Genomic DNA, 15,027 nt, shown 5'->3' with positions numbered 1-15,027 from the left:
ACAGGCTCGCGCCTGAATGGTTTTTCATCGTGCCATGCGTAACGCATGCTGGCAAACCGTGCTTTCCCGCTGGCGCAGCAGGCGCTTCAGTGCGCCTGACGGGTCAATGAACCACGCCGAAGATCGCGTTGACACCCTCCGCAGGCGTCAATCCTACGTTGAAATAGCCTTCCAGCCTCGATGCGGTCGCGTCGTCGAGTATGAAAGGCGGCCGGATGAAGCCGATCGCAAATGCGTGGTCGTACCATTTGCTCATCCACGCACGCAATTCTGTCTCGTGCCTCGACAGTTCCCCCGAATGCTCTGCGCTCATCCGCGATCTCCCTTGTCCTCCGGACCTGTCATGTCACGCCACAAGCCGCTCGAAGCCCATCCTGCCCAGGTTGTCCGCGGGTGGAAATACGTGCCAGGTACCGTCGCCGTGCCGGTAGAAGAACAGCACGATCGGACCATCCGGCCGCCTGATTTCGATGCATACCCGGCAGGTCAGACCGTCCTGCGAACCATGCAGCGCAAGCAAACGGGCGGGCATCGCGCCCGCGGTTGCCTGCAATTTTTCGCGCAAACCGCGCAGTGAGCTTTTCGTCGCAACCACGTCTGCCCCTCGCACTACTCGTTCCCATATGACAATCGTGGGGTAACGGCGAAATTTTTTCCGTCAGCAGCGATGGATTGTGCATTCAGGAAACGCTGGATCGAGGCTCAGGATTTCCCTAAAGGCACGCCTTACTCCGTGACCAACCCATGCCTGATTGCATATCGGATCAGTTCAGCGTTGTTGTTGAGGCCGAGCTTCTGCATGAGACGCATCTTGTGGGTGCTGATGGTCTTGGCACTGAGCGAACACGATTCGGCAATCTCATTGATGGAATTGCCGGCAGCCAGCATTCGCAACACCTGGAATTCACGGTCGGACAGAACCTCGTGCGGCGGCGCGTCGCCGGAATGGGTCTCGAAGACCATGGCGTCGACCAGCTTCGGATCGATGAAGCGCCCGCCTCCGGCCAGCTTGCGGATCGCTGAGAGGAGAACGTCGGGATCACTGTCTTTCGTCACATAGCCGGTCGCCCCGGCCCGCAGCGCTCGCGAAACGACCTGTGCCTCGTTGTGGATACTCAGCACGAGTATGGGCAAGGGGGGCTGCTCAGCACGTACGCGCCGAATCAGATCGACCCCGCTGATCCCGGGCATCGTCATGTCCAGCAGCACAAGATCGAACCGTCCCGTACGCAGCCGCTCAAGCACTTCTGAACCCTGCGCGGCCTCGGCGGCAACGACGATGTCCGATGTCGTCGCGATAATCTGTTTCAGGCCGCCACGCACTACAGCGTGGTCGTCAGCAATCAGGACGTTGATCATTTTTTTCCCCGCCTGCGAGCGGAATGTGAATGGAAATGGCGGTGCCCATGCCTTGCGCACTGTCGATCGTCATCGCTCCGCCGATCAGGCGGGCACGCTCCTGCATGCCGAGCAGACCGTACGAATAGCCTGTACTCGCCATGGCCGGATCGAAACCGCAGCCATCGTCGCTCACGTGGAGGTCGAGCGTTGCCGCGGTGCTGGTCAGCGTCACGTCGACCCGCGCCGCGTTGGCATGGCGCCCAACGTTGGTCAGCGAAGCCTGAACAATGCGAAACACGGCGGTGGCGCAAGCCTCCGGCAACACGGGCTCGCCGCCGTTGATGTGCAACTGGCAAGGAATCCCGTTGCGGCGCACGAAGTCTTCAACCAGCCACTCCAGCGCCGAAACGACCCCGAAGTTCAGCGCCACCGGCCGCAGATGGTTCGCGACATTGCGGACCATCCAGATCGTTTTCTCGACAAGTTCACGCATGTCGTCAGCCTTGCGCATCGCGTCGGGATCATGGCCGAGGCGCATTTTCAGCAGCGAAACGTCCATCTTCAAGGCCGTCAGCAGTTGGCCCAGTTCATCGTGAATTTCCATCGCAATGCGTTTGCGCTCTTCCTCGCGAATCGCCTCCATGTACGCGGACAATTCGCGTAACTGATTGCGCGATTCGAACAACTCCTGCTCAATACGCTTGCGCGACGTGATGTCGTTCAGGCCAACATAGATCGCCGGCGCATCGCCGAAGGTCGCCACGCGCGCGGTCGCCATGGCCCAGAACGCCGAGCCGTCCACTCGCCGCAGGTGGACTTCGCTGTTACTGAAGCTGCCCTCCCTGCGCAGATGCGACACCAACCGGTCGCGATCGCCGGCATCCACATAAAAATCAACGATGTTGGTCAGAGTGTCCGTGCGTGCATCGAGACCGAACAGTTCACGCAGCGGTTCATTCGCGTACAGAATGACGCCTTCGGGCATCGACGTAATGCACAGCGGAATTGGACTGGTTTCGACAATCGTGCGAAAGCGCGCTTCGCTCGCCTGTAATTTCGCTTCCGCCCGGCGGCGCTCGTCGACCTGGGCGGAAAGCCTCACATTCGACTCCGCCAGTTGCCTCGTGCGCTGATGGACCTGCTGCTCGAGTACATCGCGCGCGCGCGACAATTCGGCTTCGGCCTGCTGGCGTACCGCCACCTCGTTCAGAAGCTGGCGGTTCTGCGCGACAAGCTGCCGGTGCATCACGCGCAGGGCAAGATGGGTCTCGATCCGGGCCATCATTTCATTGACGCGGACTGGCTTCGCCACGTAATCGACGCCACCGGCCGAAAAACCCTCGACCATATCGTCGCCGCCCGTCAACGACGTCATGAAAATCACTGCGATATCACGCGTGCGCTCATTCGCCTTGAGCCGCCTACAGGTCTCGAAGCCGTCGATACCCGGCATCTTCACGTCGAGCAGGATCAGGTCGGGCTGCGAAAACAGCGCGCGTTCGAGCGCCTCTTCACCATCGAGTGCGACGAGTACCCGAAAACCGCGCTCTGTCAGGCTATCGACGACCACGCCAAAATTCGCAGGCGTGTCGTCCGCAATGAGGATCGTCGGCCGCTCGCGGGCATCTGCGTTGGGATCGCTCATGACTTGGGCTCAACATTCAAGTATCGTTCGACCAGCTGAAGTATGGCTTTCGACTGATAGTCCCGGGCGAGCGCGCAGAGCTGCGCCGTGAATGAGTGATAACGCGAATCGCGCGCCGCCATTCTCTCGGCCCAGGCGATGATTTCTTGCATATCGCCAAGGCGGGCAAGGTGATGCAGTTCTTCCATATGTTGCTGAGGCACCGCCGCCAGGCTTATCTCGGGCGCATTGGGGCGCGCGGACGGTGGCGGCGACGCATAGATCCACGTCAGTCCGAGCAACGTGCCGATCTGGGTCAGCAGCGCTTCAAGGTCGACCGGTTTGGAAAGGAAGGCATTCACACCTGCGTCCATGCTCATCGCCCTGTGGGCTCCGGAAGGACTGGCGGGCATGGCAATGATCGGGACGTGCGCGAACGCCTGCAATTGGCGCAGGTCGCGTGTCAGTTCGAGTCCGTTCATTTCGGGCATCACAATGTCTGTGAGAATGAGTGCCGGGTGTTCGCGCTGCGCCTTCTCGAACCCCTCGCGACCGTTTTCCGCCTCGACAGTGTCAAAGCCAAGACGACTCAGCAGGTCCACCGCAATCGCACGATTGACCTCGACGTCGTCGACAATCAGCACCTTCCTGCGCGGCCCCTCATAGCCCGTCACCGTATTCGGAACCGGCGTGGTGGCTGGCGTGGGCAACACCGGCGACACGCTCGCCGCCGGCAGTTCGAACCGGAAGGTACTGCCCTGCCCGATGCGGCTTTCGACCTCGATCCCGCCACCCATCGCACCCACAAACTCCCGACTGATGGCCAGACCGAGGCCCGCCCCGCCCGCTCGCCGCTCAGCCGCGCCCAGCTGCTCGAATGGCTCGAAGATTGTATTCAGCTGATCGGGACCAATGCCGATCCCGGTATCACGCACTTCGAAACGGACGCGGTTCGACGCAGACCTCGAGATATGCAGGCTGACGCAACCAGAATCGGTGAACTTCACGGCGTTTGCAAGCAGGTTGAGCACCACCTGGCGCAACCGTCGCTCGTCGGCACGCACGCCGGCAGGCGTATCCTCAGTGATTTCGCAGATGAAGCCGAGATGCTTTTGCTCCGCTTTCACGCCGATGATTTCCCGAATGACATCGACAAACCCCGCCAGAGGCACGTCGCAGATTTCGACACGCAGCTTGCCCGCTTCGATTCTCGCGAAATCGAGCGTGTCTTCAATCAATGTCAGCAGATGTTCGCCGCTATTGCGGATGGCCTCGACGCGTTCGCGCTGCCGCTCGCTCAGCGTGACATCACGCGCCAGGATCTGGGCATAGCCAAGAATGCCGTTCAGCGGTGTCCGCAACTCATGACTCATATTCGCGAGGAATTCACCTTTGGCCCGGTTGGCCGCTTCGGCCAGATTGCGTGCTTCGCGTTCGGCCGCCGCGTCCTGCTCGTCGCGATACGCACGGTGCAAGCGCGCGCCCATCGCATTGAATGCGGCGGCCATACGGTCGAGCTCGTCCGGCTCGCGCGGTTTGCGCCGCTGGAGACTGAATGGCTGGGGCGTTTCACGGAAATCGTAGTTTTCCACCGTGCGCGCGATGGCTGCGACGTGCCGCATCACCAGACGGGACAGGATGTAGACAATGAACAGCGAGACGAGGAAGGTGTTGGCGGCCTGAGTGACCAGAATCATTGCGGCGGTCCGCATCAGCTCATGGTAAAGGTCGAGGAGCGTCGCCTCGACGTAGAGTTCGCCGATCTCCCGCTCTTTGCCCTGTACTTTGTAGACAAGCGGAAACTCGCGGGAGACAACCGGGCCAACCGAGCGCTGACCGGCGCTCAGGTAGGCAGATTGCCCCTTGTTCCCCGGCTCGCGAATTTCCACGGCACGGATGTCGGCGAGACGCAGAATGCCATTCAACTCCAGTTGCAGCTGGGCATGGTCCAGCCGCCAGAGGGCTTCTGCGAGACTGTCGCGATTGCTGCGATCGATGTCCGCAAGGCGATTTTCAATCTGCTCCACCCCGCGGTGGTAGTCGCGGTAAAGCTGCAACCCGGTCAACAACACAGTGACAACGCAACTGACGAGCAACACCGTCACGAGCAGCCGCAACACAAGGCTACTCCGGAAGCGGTTGATCAAACTCCACCATGCGTCGAACAGGTTGTGCTTCATACATCCCCGTGAGTGCTACGGTTCTAGTTTCGTCTATTCTGCACTCGTTGCGGCAGCGAGATACTGACACGTCTGCCGCCGCATCGGCCAGGTGGCGATTCAACGTATGCCTTCCCAGCCAGTCGGTCGTTCGGGTTTTTCCTGAGCTCCGCCGGCGTTCACGCCGGGTGAAACGTGCCGAGACTCATCTAAAGAACGCTTATCTCCCGTACAGAACCCGCCTCACACGCGGCGAATCGTCCACCGCCTTCTGTAAATAAATCCGGGGATACAGCACGATCTCATCGATGCACAAAGCCAGCTCGCAGAGGATCGGCCAGATGCGACCGCCGAGCGCGTCGGGATCCGTCCTGCCCAGTTCGCGCAATCCGTCCGCCAACCGTTTTACGGACACGTGCCCCTTATCCGGCAACGGCCAGGAGTGCAACAGGTAACCGAGCGGTATGACGCTTCTGCTTTCACACCACGTCTCAAACAGGCGCTGACACGCAGTGTTCAGGCGTTCAAACACGTGTTCGTGGTTTTCTGAATGACCGCTCATAACGAACCCGCTGATAAAGACGACGACAGACCATCCTAGGGAGACCGGCAGCGCTGCGCAGTCAGGAAGCCCGGAAAAATGCACTTCCGGTCTGCTGAATATGCCGTCAGGAAATCCTGAATGCCGACGCCGGATAGTCGGCCCATCCAGACAAGCCCGCCGTCACCACGGCAAGGACGGCTGGACGAGCGCGCACGCGCCACTAGCTCATCCAGTACATGTCCGGAATCTTGCGATCCCTTTCGGAAAGGTACGGATTGTCGAGGACGAACACCTTGCGATTCCCGAGATCGGAGCGGGCCAGCGCGTCTTGAATGTAGGGATGGGAGTTGAACAGCCTCAAATACGATCCGTCGAGATAAGCCTTCACCAGCCCTCTATTAATGGTCTGGGCCAAGCTTTCGTGCTCCGCGGAGACATAGAAAATGAAGTCCGACCGGTATTTCAGAAGCAGGCGCTTCTCAACGACCAGGTTCCGGTCCCTGTGCCGTGGCTCGTCCAGTTCCGCGAAAGCTTCAACGACACCGCGCGGAAAATAGTCGAGCCGGCCACCCTGAATCATGTCGAACACCGTCTCGTAGGGAACCGTCGCTATGTTCAGATCGGCTGCCTTCATGATTTCCGTATCGACCCAGCCAAGGCCCTGACCGCCCGTCAAGGCCTTCAGATCGGACAGGCTCTGCACCCTGTCGAATTCAGCCTGACGATCTTTTCGTATGATAAAAACCCGGTAACCGATCAGGCCGCGATTGATCGGAATCCGTACCACGGGCAAGCCTCGTTCCGCCTCTGCGTCCATGCTCGTCCAAAGCAGATTGATGGCATGGCCGCGGCCAGCCAGTTCCGCCAGCGCACGCCCCCGTTCCATCAGGACGTCAGCCTGCCGCGCGACGTACTCGACGCCTGCCGCTTTCATCGCGAGGTCGAGCACCGCCAGTGGAAAGGTCGCACGCGCCCGATCTTCAGGCCGGTATTGTGGGTAAACGATATCGAATGAGTCTGCTGGTGCTGCATGCGCGCGAAGCGTCACGCCTGCCGCACCCAGTGCAGCCAATACAAAACGCCTGCGATGCATAGATAGTTTCGACACGTGAGCGATATACCCGTACTACCGCCGATCGCCCAGAATCACACCAGGTCAAAAAACCATCGTGCCACGATTCGCGCCTGCATACAAAACCCACGAGCAGCAGCTTGTTACTTGATGGTCACCGAATTAAGAGGCCGCACGCGATGAAAGAGCCCCACGCCCAATTAATCCTCCAGAAGCTTGATCTGATGACTGATTGCAGAGGGAGTCACGAACAGTTCGTCTGCTTGCCGTTGTTCAGGAATGGCGCGGCACGACAATCAATTCCTTATTTCGCTTCCCCGACTACCTGTCAGGCTTGTTATCGTCTAACTGACCGAGTCCACTATCTTCGCGGACAGGGACCGCTCAGCCCGGTCACCGATTTAACAACAGTTAGCAATTGCCGGGCGTTACGGCCAATGTCCCCGCGACAGGCGTGCGAGGATCGAAGACGAGTTAGCGGCCTGCCGGAGCAGGACGCCCAGCATCGCGTGACATATCAGGCGCTCGAGTTCCGCGCCTGCTGCGCGTTCTCGAAGATATACGGCGACAAGCCACGCCGATGCAGCGCGTCGCCCAGCTTCGCCCGCAGGAAGCTGCTCCCCGTATAGCGGGATACCGTCGTGTAGTAACGCTCGACCAGGCCTTTAACCATCTCCGCATAGGCATCTTCCAGCTCCGGCAGCAAGCTGAAGTTGTCGTAGTTGACGATCGCATGCACGCGCCGGCCGAGCGGCTCGATCAGCGCCTCGACCTGCTGGCGAATCGCGTCGATGTCGGCAACGCTGCGCACGCTATGCCCTTCGAAGTTGATAAACAGCGTATTGCGCTCGGTGTCGTACGCGAAGCGGTTCGGCAGCGGCAGCCGCAGCAGGTCGTCACGCAGCCCCATCGGTTCAGGACGGAAGATGCGCGCGTCCATCAGGGCCGGCGTGCCCTTGATGATCGGCGTGAACGCCATCCGGTCGAGCACGTCGCGCTGGAGATCCACGCCCGGCGCCACTTCGATCAGCTCCAGCCCGCCGGGCGTCAGTTGCAGTACGCAACGCTCGGTCACGAACAGCACGCGCTGTCCGCGCTCGCTCGCGACGTGGCCGCTGAACGTGCAATGCTCGACCGCTTGCACGAACTTCGCGACCTCGCCGTCGTCGACGATGCGCAATTGCCCGTCATCCAGTTGCACCTGCAACTTTCCCGCGTTGAAGGTGCCGACAAACACGACCTTCTTCGCGCTCTGGCTGATGTTGATGAAGCCCCCCGCGCCGGCGAGCTTCGGGCCGAACTTGCTGACGTTGACGTTGCCCTCGGCATCGGCCTGCGCTAGGCCAAGGAACGCGATATCGAGCCCGCCGCCATCGTAGAAGTCGAACTGATAAGGTTGATCGATGATCGCCTGCGTGTTGACCGCCGCGCCGAAGTTCAGACCGCCGGCGGGCACGCCGCCGATCACGCCGGGTTCCGCGGTCAGCGTCAGCAGGTCGATGATCTTCTCTTCGCTCGCGACCGCAGCGATGCCCTCAGGCATGCCTATGCCCAGGTTCACGACGCTGTTCGCATCCAGTTCGAGCGCGGCGCGGCGCGCGATGATCTTCCGCTCGGTGAGCGGCATCGGCTCGGCATGCGCGAGCGGCACGCGAAACTCGCCGCTGAAAGCCGGGCTGTACGGCTCGGCAAAGGTCTGCCAATGATTTTCCGGACGCGCGACGACAACGCAATCCACCAGCACGCCGGGGATCTTGACCTCGCGCGCAGGTAGCGCGTGGCGCTCGGCGATGCGCTCGACCTGCACGATCACGATGCCGCCGGAGTTGTGCACGGCCATCGCGATGGCGAGCGATTCGAGCGTCAACGCCTCGCGCTCCATCGTGACGTTGCCGTCCGGATCGGCGGTCGTGCCGCGGATGATGCCGACCTGGATCGGGAACGCCTTGTAGAACAGGTACTCCTCGCCGTCGATCGGCATCAGGCGCACCAGGTCCTGGGTGGTCCGCTCGTTGAGCTTGCCGCCGCCTTTGCGCGGATCGACGAAGGTACCGAGCCCGATCCGCGACAGATAGCCGGGCTTGCCCGCGGCGATCTCGCGAAAGAGGTGCGAGATCACACCCTGCGGCAAATTGTAGGCTTCGATCTGGTTCGACGTCGCGAGGCGCTGCAGTTTCGGCACGAGCCCCCAGTGGCCGCCGATCACGCGCTTGACGAGGCCCTCGTGCGCCAGGTGATTGAGGCCCTTGTCGCGCCCGTCGCCCTGGCCGGCGGCATACACGAGCGTCAGGTTGCGCGGTTTGCCGACGGCCTGCGGGTACGCGTCGTCGCTCGCCAGGTACAGCGCCTCCAGCGCGAGCGCGACTTCCTCGGCAAAGCCGATGCCCACGAAGCCGCCGGTCGCCACCGTATCGCCGTCGCGGATCAACCGTACCGCGTCACACGCGCTGACAATCTTGCCCTGCGAGGTCTGCAGGAGCGTCGCGAGTTGCACGTTCTGAGTCATGACGTCTCCGCTCAACGGAAGGGTTCTTCCCGGATGATGCGCTTTTCCTCGTCGACCGGGTTGATCGCCGGGTTCTGATCGGCGCGGATGATGCGCTCGACGGTGCCGTCGGCCTGCATCGCCGCCCATGCCGCCTGCCAGCGCTTTGCTTCGGCATCGGGCAACGACTTCGACGCCGCGAGCCACAGCTCGGAGCGGCGGATCACCTGGCCGAACTGCAAGACGTCGAGGTTGCCGCGCACCTCGCGCACCGCGTGCACGACCATCATGCGCGGCGCCACCCACGCGTCGATCGTGCGGTCCTTGATACGCTTCGCGTTCATCCACTCCTCGCGCTGCGCGGCGATGCGCGTGAAGCCGAGACTCGCAAGCAGCGCCTGCGCGCCGCTATGGTCCAGCACGCCAACCGGCCGGTCGCGTACCTTGCTCAGGTCGCCGACGTCCACGCCCGGCGCGCCGACCAGCACGAGATCGTCGTCGAGCAGATGCAGCAGCCACGGTCGGTTTACCGATTCATGGTATCGGTTTGAGCCACCTTCGACGGGTCGACGCATGCGCTACCGCTCATTGGGCCACCGGAACGTAAACGTAAGTTTGCCCACAATCACGCTGGCGGCCTGGCGTCGCCGGAAACGTTCGACTGCTCGGCCGTTGAGGTTCCCTTTGCCATAACCGCGCGATGGATCGCTTCGGTTAGCGCATTGTTGATCTCGATGAGCCGGTGCATCTCATCCTGAATCTTCAAGAGCGCCTCAGCGTCCCTGTAGGTTTGTAGCGCCTGCTTGTCTGAGGCTGCGGCCGCAACCTTTTGGCCCACCATAATGACGGACAGCAGCACCAACTGCAAAAACGTCTGAGCGATCCAGGCGATTAGCGTCGACACTCCGCCCTGGATAGCCGATGGCAAGCTGATCAGGGTCATCGCCGCAAAGACGTAGGCGCACCACATCGTGCCAACAGCGTTGGTGACGATGAGGGCGATTCGCCCGTTCAAGCCCAAATGCTCCTGCTCGGTAAGGTGCGGTCCAGTTTTTTCGCGTTCCTTGATTCGCGGATTGGGAAGGTGTTCGACTGTCATTATTGAGTCCCCATTGGAGAGTGAGTAAACCGCGGTTGATGGGCTCGGTCTGGACCCCGGTTCTGGCCATGACGCTCCCTATGATTTGGAATTCGATTGAACTCGTCAACTCTCCGTCCAGGTTGTTACATCGCACAGGCTTTAAACAAGCCGGGTCATACAGGCGTTTCCTGCTCGAGCGTAACTTCTGCTCGAAGACTATCCAGATCCCGCCCGACGGTTGCTACCGCGAGCCGCTTGTTCTTGTACCAATAGCTCACCGTACAGTCATGCGCGCCTGGGTCGCCGTCAATGTCGGCGCGATCCCATTGCTCCGCATAGCCCACGTAGTTGATCGCCGTATCGTAGTGCTGGGTCCAGAAGAAAGGGACCGCAGCGAAGCGCTGCCGTTCTCCAAGCATATTTCGCGCCGCAACCACGCCCTGGCGCTCTGCCACCACCCAGTGTTCGACGCGGATGCGATCGCCCGTTCTGTGGTCCGGCCAGCGTGCGATATCACCCGCGGCGTAAACGCCTCCCACGCTCGTCTGCAGAAATTCATCGACCACCACCCCGCGATCCACTGCGAGGCCGGCCTCCTGTGCCAGGCCCACCTCAGGGAGAACACCGATCCCGGTCACCACCAGATCGGCGGCCAGTTCCACGCCGGTCGACAATTTCACGCGATCCGATTCAATTTCGGCGACTGTGGATCCGAGATGAAAAGTGACCCCGTGCGCTTCATGAAGCGCTCTGATCATCTTGCCGAGCGCCCCGCCGAGGACGCGTTCCATCGGATGCGCACCGGGTGCGACGACGTGCACTTCCAATCCGCGCGTTCGCAAGGAGGCCGCGACTTCGAGCCCGATGAAGCCCGCGCCGACCACGACGCATCGACGTGCTGTACCGAGACGCGCGATCAGGGCGTCGCAGTCGGCGAGCGTGCGAAGCACGGCCACGTGCGGCAGGTTTGCGCCGGGTACCGTGAGACGTATCGGTTCGGCGCCAGTGGCTAGCAACAGTGCACCGTACGTCACCCGGCTGCCGTCCGAAAGCGTGACGGCTTTTTGCGCCGGGTCGAGCTTAACGGCGCGAATGTTGCATCTCGCATCGATGTGATGATCTGTGTAGAACGCCGGGGATCGTAAAGGGAGCCAATCGGCCTGCGCGGTTCCCGCGAGGTAGTCCTTCGACAGATTCGGCCGGTCGTAGGGCAATGCGCTATCGACGCTCAACAGGGTAACCGGCCCCTGATAGCCTTCTCGTCGCAAAGTCTCAACCGCCGCGTTTCCGGCTGCACCACCGCCGATGATCACCACCGATTCGGGAAGCTGCGTTGCAGTCAACTTGGGTGGCCGTACCGCAGGCAGCGCTTCGCATACAAAAGCCCGGCCGTCGCGCTGTTCCACACGCCAGCATTTCAGATCGTCCTGAGCGGGTGGCCGGAGAAGCTCGCCTGCACGAAGACTGAAAGACGCGTGGTGCCAGGGACATCGAATCGTGTCCGCGACCAGCAGGCCGTCAGCCAGTGGAGCACCATAATGCGGACACGTCGCGCCGATAGCAAACAACTCACCGGCCTGACGCACGAGCAGCACAGCTTCTTCGCCGACGCGGCCTGTCACCATCTGACCATCAGCGATATCTGTCGCCGGAATGCCTTGCGTGAAATCGGTTCCGGCCGTTGAGGACGAGCTTTCGGACATTGCGCCACTCCTTGCTGTCACGCGACAGCGATATTATCGTCCGCATTCCCGCAAAAAAACAGGGAAGCAGGCGAGCTTGTCGCTGCGGGCGAATAACTGGTTGATACTGTTGGTTGTACTGAAATAACAGGCTTCAACAACACCACGGAGGCGGCATGGCACCCGAACGAATCATGTTTATCCGGCACGCGGAGAAGCCAACCGCCAGCGAGGGTATCGGGATCGAAGCGGACGGTAAGGCCGACGACGAAAGCCTCGCGGTTCGCGGCTGGCAGCGTGCCGGCGCGTTGGCACGATTCTTCTGTCCGATTCACGAGACGCATTCTGCGCGACTGACGCCGGCCACCGTGTTCGCGCCGGGGAACGGTCCAGCCAGCAAGAGCAAGCGGGCGATGCAGACAGTTGCACCTCTGGTTGCGCTGCTGCAAGAAACATCGCAGGTGAACTACGTCACGGCGCACCTGAAGGACGACGGGCAAGCGCTAATGAGGGACGTGCTGGCCCAACCCGGCGTCGTGCTGATTGCATGGGAGCACAAAGTGCTGCCGTCGCTAATCGGACACGTGCCCGGCGCTCCAGCAGTTCCTGCAACGTGGCCGGAAGACCGGTTCGACATGGTTTGGATACTCGATCGCGTGCCGGGCGGATGGTCGTTCTCGCAACTCCCGCAATTGCTGCTCGCCGGCGATATCGCCGGGCCGATCAGCTGACCATCCCGCTGCTTGTCAAGCCGGAGTTATCCATTTGCCGCATCTTTGGCCTTGGACAATGCCTCGACCAGCTTCAACTCATCGTCGAGCGAAAGATTGATCAGCGCGTCCGTGTTGATCTGCTTGAGCTTCGCCCCATCCTTGCCGATCACTATCGCCTTTTGCGAGTCGCGCTCGACGAGGATCGTCGCGAAGACGCGCTTCAGGCGCCCTTCCTCCTCGAACTTCTCGATCACAACCGTACTGGTGTACGGCAGTTCGTCGCCAGTCCAGCGGAATACCTTCTCACTCAGAATCTCGGCGGCGAGGAACCGTGAACTGCGGTCGGTCAGGTCATCTTCGCCATAGATCGGTTCGCCTTCCGGCAGGTTCTCGAGGGCAAAGATCCGAGCTTTAAGATCGAGAGCGGTGTGATGGTTCAAAAGGACCTGGCTGGGAAAGTGACCTTGCTTGGTACAAAGACACAGCCATTTTGGGGTGTTGTAATCGGTGCCATAACGGGCTCCCTGATCGGCATGCTCGGAGGGCCATCCGGCGCGATACTCGGCTTCACGATAGGAGCAAGTACAGGGCTAGCTGACGTTGCGCTCATCGATATACTCGATCATGAATTCGTCGATTCCGTAAGCGGTGACTTTGCGCCGGGATGTTTTGCAATCATCCTCGAGGCTTACGAAGCGACACCCGGCGCGGTCGACCAGGTCGTTTCCGCTCATCATGGAACTGTCTACCGCAAGCCACTTAGTGCATAAAAACAGGGAGTAGGTCTCGATCGCTGGCATCAACCCAATTGCGCGATCGAGTATAGGAGGGCGAACTGATGTCACCCCCCGGTGAGGTTTGCGTTTTGCGTTAAGGGAGGAAGAGGTCGATGGTAAGCGGTAGCGGGTCGCCCCTCAAACCGTTTCGAATCGCAAGCGCGGCCTTCTCGTAGATCAACTCGCGGTGCCGTTCGAACTCCTGCAACAAGTCGGATTTGTGGCCACCCGGCTGCGACAATTCCTTAAGCACTTCCCTGCTCACAGTGCAGAAGTGGTGGACGCTGTCGACTCTGATGCCGAACTTAACGGCCTCGCCGTCATTTGCGACACTAATGCCTTCGATGGTGTCAGCCATTGTCGCCTCCGTTGCCAAGTGTCCAAGAATCCTAGCATGGAATATCTAAGCGAGGCTGATTCTGCTGTCGACGTGCCGGCGATTGTCGCGACGGAACGCTTCTCAAGGAGGCGCGCCACCAATACATACGAATAGGCGGTCCGCCGAAACAACCTGGGTTCCACCCGCCTTGTTCGTGAGTTGCAGCGCTTCAAGCTGGGTATCGCCATAGATCGCTGAGACAGACGACTCGAAGACAACCTGGACGTTGCTCTTGTGGGCGGCACCGCTGCACTTTCTTCTCTGCGCATGCTGACCCAATGCAAACTCGCCGTCGAATTAAAGTTTCTGAATGTGCAGCGCCGCAGTGGCCATGGGCTGCCGCCCAATCTGCGAGGCGAACAGCCCATGGCTACCGCGGCTCTGCTTACGCCGCGGTCGCGCTGGGTTTCAGGGCATCCTCAAGCGTTACCCGAAACAGAGCGACAGACTGTGCGCCGCTGATAATTTCGTCGCCAATCTTCACCGACGGTACCGAGTTGACGCCATGCTCGATCGCCTGAGCTTCTAGCGCACGCACTTCGTCCACGCCATTGTCCGACGCAAAGAACGCTTCGACCTTGTCTTTCTTGAAGCCGGCGGCTACCGCAATCTCCGTCAACACGGCGACGTCTCCAATATCGCGGCCAGCGGAAAAATACGCATAGAAAGTCGCCTCCACCAACGCCGTCACGTCATGTCTTTGTTGCAATACCCATACAAGCCGATGCGCGGCGAGCGTGTTCGGCGTGCGCCTCGCCAGCGCATAGTTGAATTCCAGACCGACCTGACGTCCGGCCGCCGTGACCTGAGCATCCATTGCTTGCGAGCGCGCCCAGCTCCCAAACTTCGCTGACCGGTATTCTTTACGGTCGAGCCCTTCCACGGGCATACCCGGATTCAATTCATAAGGAACGAACACGAGTTTCGTTTGCTCGCCGGCGTTCGCTTCGCGAATCGCCTTCTTCAGTTTTTCCTCGCCGATCCAGCACCATGGACAAATGAAGTCGTATGTCACCTCGATATTCAGCCTGTTCATCGAACATCTCCAAAAGGGATTGTTTGCAGAGGCACGATAGCGCGGTTGCCGGCCGATAAGAATGGCAACATGAGGCAATGCACCTTTGCGTGCCAGACAATGAGATGAGGCGAACGGCGTAGTCTACTCAGAACA

15 protein-coding genes and 1 pseudogene are annotated in these 15,027 nt (G+C 60.6%); 2 read left to right on the top strand and 14 right to left on the bottom strand.

All coding sequences use genetic code 11. From position 1 onward, the window contains the following. Positions 1-103: 103 nt before the first annotated feature. The 11 genes from GNZ13_RS03850 to GNZ13_RS03795 all read right to left on the bottom strand — a co-directional run bounded on the left by GNZ13_RS03850 (position 104) and on the right by GNZ13_RS03795 (position 12,009). Positions 104-313 (bottom strand): hypothetical protein, encoded by a 210-nt coding sequence (locus tag GNZ13_RS03850; RefSeq protein ID WP_172160651.1) that lies wholly within the window; start codon positions 311-313, stop codon positions 104-106. Positions 314-346: 33 nt separating this feature from the next. Continuing rightward, a complete protein-coding gene (locus GNZ13_RS03845; RefSeq protein WP_407945602.1) occupies positions 347-595 on the bottom strand; it encodes a hypothetical protein in 249 nt (82 codons plus the stop codon). Positions 596-726: 131 nt separating this feature from the next. After that, entirely contained in the window at positions 727-1,359 is a 633-nt protein-coding gene (locus tag GNZ13_RS03840; protein ID WP_172160649.1) for a response regulator, read from the bottom strand. After that, positions 1,337-2,986, bottom strand: a complete 1,650-nt coding sequence (locus tag GNZ13_RS03835) for a response regulator (RefSeq protein WP_172160647.1) — start codon at positions 2,984-2,986, stop codon at positions 1,337-1,339. Before GNZ13_RS03835 ends, GNZ13_RS03840 begins: the two co-directional genes overlap by 23 nt. Beyond that, positions 2,983-5,145, bottom strand: a complete 2,163-nt coding sequence (locus tag GNZ13_RS03830; protein ID WP_172160645.1) for an ATP-binding protein — start codon at positions 5,143-5,145, stop codon at positions 2,983-2,985. The genes GNZ13_RS03835 and GNZ13_RS03830 overlap by 4 nt, the downstream gene beginning before the upstream one ends. Positions 5,146-5,344: 199 nt before the next feature. Beyond that, positions 5,345-5,770: a hypothetical protein gene (locus GNZ13_RS03825; protein ID WP_328807171.1), complete on the bottom strand. Its 426-nt coding sequence runs from the start codon at positions 5,768-5,770 to the stop codon at positions 5,345-5,347. 118 nt (positions 5,771-5,888) lie between these two features. Then, entirely contained in the window at positions 5,889-6,740 is an 852-nt protein-coding gene (locus GNZ13_RS03820; protein WP_328807170.1) for a hypothetical protein, read from the bottom strand. Between the two features lie 517 nt (positions 6,741-7,257). Then, a complete protein-coding gene (locus tag GNZ13_RS03810) occupies positions 7,258-9,246 on the bottom strand; it encodes an acyl CoA:acetate/3-ketoacid CoA transferase (protein ID WP_172160641.1) in 1,989 nt (662 codons plus the stop codon). A gap of 11 nt (positions 9,247-9,257) precedes the next feature. After that, entirely contained in the window at positions 9,258-9,800 is a 543-nt protein-coding gene (locus tag GNZ13_RS03805; RefSeq protein WP_172160639.1) for a hypothetical protein, read from the bottom strand. 50 nt (positions 9,801-9,850) lie between these two features. Then, positions 9,851-10,324, bottom strand: coding sequence for a hypothetical protein (locus GNZ13_RS03800; RefSeq protein ID WP_172160637.1), 474 nt, complete (start codon positions 10,322-10,324; stop codon positions 9,851-9,853). A gap of 155 nt (positions 10,325-10,479) precedes the next feature. Next, complete coding sequence (locus GNZ13_RS03795) at positions 10,480-12,009, bottom strand: FAD-dependent oxidoreductase (RefSeq protein WP_172160635.1); 1,530 nt, start codon at positions 12,007-12,009, stop codon at positions 10,480-10,482. Between the two features lie 155 nt (positions 12,010-12,164). Between GNZ13_RS03795 and GNZ13_RS03790 the strand changes: the two genes are divergently transcribed. After that, positions 12,165-12,719: a histidine phosphatase family protein gene (locus GNZ13_RS03790; RefSeq protein ID WP_172160633.1), complete on the top strand. Its 555-nt coding sequence runs from the start codon at positions 12,165-12,167 to the stop codon at positions 12,717-12,719. Positions 12,720-12,745: 26 nt separating this feature from the next. Here GNZ13_RS03790 and GNZ13_RS03785 read toward each other — a convergent pair. Next, positions 12,746-13,087 (bottom strand): annotated as a pseudogene (locus tag GNZ13_RS03785) (KH domain-containing protein); the annotation flags it as partial. A 45-nt stretch (positions 13,088-13,132) separates the two neighbouring features. Between GNZ13_RS03785 and GNZ13_RS03780 the strand changes: the two are divergent. Further along, positions 13,133-13,471 carry a DUF1269 domain-containing protein gene (locus tag GNZ13_RS03780; protein ID WP_172160632.1) on the top strand — a complete coding sequence of 113 codons (339 nt, stop codon included), beginning with the start codon at positions 13,133-13,135 and terminating at the stop codon, positions 13,469-13,471. A gap of 100 nt (positions 13,472-13,571) precedes the next feature. On the opposite strand, the gene GNZ13_RS03775 is transcribed toward GNZ13_RS03780, so the two are convergent. Both GNZ13_RS03775 and GNZ13_RS03770 read right to left on the bottom strand, forming a co-directional pair. Then, positions 13,572-13,835: a DUF1488 family protein gene (locus tag GNZ13_RS03775; protein ID WP_172160630.1), complete on the bottom strand. Its 264-nt coding sequence runs from the start codon at positions 13,833-13,835 to the stop codon at positions 13,572-13,574. Between the two features lie 406 nt (positions 13,836-14,241). Further along, positions 14,242-14,892, bottom strand: coding sequence for a DsbA family oxidoreductase (locus GNZ13_RS03770; RefSeq protein WP_172160628.1), 651 nt, complete (start codon positions 14,890-14,892; stop codon positions 14,242-14,244). Between the last annotated feature and the right edge of the window lie 135 nt (positions 14,893-15,027).

It is taken from the genome of Paraburkholderia elongata (assembly GCF_013177735.1).
Classification (GTDB): Bacteria; Pseudomonadota; Gammaproteobacteria; order Burkholderiales; family Burkholderiaceae; genus Paraburkholderia; species Paraburkholderia elongata.
The sequence above is the reverse complement of the archived record's forward strand: the minus strand, read 5'-3'. Positions and strand labels throughout refer to the sequence as shown.

What these genes read in the sequence shown, in the direction of transcription:
- GNZ13_RS03850 (WP_172160651.1), bottom strand. Translation starts at nt 313, where the DNA reads ATGAGCGCAGAGCATTCGGGGGAACTGTCGAGGCACGAGACAGAATTG.
- GNZ13_RS03840 (WP_172160649.1), bottom strand. Translation starts at nt 1,359, where the DNA reads ATGATCAACGTCCTGATTGCTGACGACCACGCTGTAGTGCGTGGCGGC.
- GNZ13_RS03835 (WP_172160647.1), bottom strand. Translation starts at nt 2,986, where the DNA reads ATGAGCGATCCCAACGCAGATGCCCGCGAGCGGCCGACGATCCTCATT.
- GNZ13_RS03830 (WP_172160645.1), bottom strand. Translation starts at nt 5,145, where the DNA reads ATGAAGCACAACCTGTTCGACGCATGGTGGAGTTTGATCAACCGCTTC.
- GNZ13_RS03810 (WP_172160641.1), bottom strand. Translation starts at nt 9,246, where the DNA reads ATGACTCAGAACGTGCAACTCGCGACGCTCCTGCAGACCTCGCAGGGC.
- GNZ13_RS03805 (WP_172160639.1), bottom strand. Translation starts at nt 9,800, where the DNA reads ATGCGTCGACCCGTCGAAGGTGGCTCAAACCGATACCATGAATCGGTA.
- GNZ13_RS03800 (WP_172160637.1), bottom strand. Translation starts at nt 10,324, where the DNA reads ATGACAGTCGAACACCTTCCCAATCCGCGAATCAAGGAACGCGAAAAA.
- GNZ13_RS03795 (WP_172160635.1), bottom strand. Translation starts at nt 12,009, where the DNA reads ATGTCCGAAAGCTCGTCCTCAACGGCCGGAACCGATTTCACGCAAGGC.
- GNZ13_RS03790 (WP_172160633.1), top strand. Translation starts at nt 12,165, where the DNA reads ATGGCACCCGAACGAATCATGTTTATCCGGCACGCGGAGAAGCCAACC.
- GNZ13_RS03780 (WP_172160632.1), top strand. Translation starts at nt 13,133, where the DNA reads ATGGTTCAAAAGGACCTGGCTGGGAAAGTGACCTTGCTTGGTACAAAG.
- GNZ13_RS03775 (WP_172160630.1), bottom strand. Translation starts at nt 13,835, where the DNA reads ATGGCTGACACCATCGAAGGCATTAGTGTCGCAAATGACGGCGAGGCC.
- GNZ13_RS03770 (WP_172160628.1), bottom strand. Translation starts at nt 14,892, where the DNA reads ATGAACAGGCTGAATATCGAGGTGACATACGACTTCATTTGTCCATGG.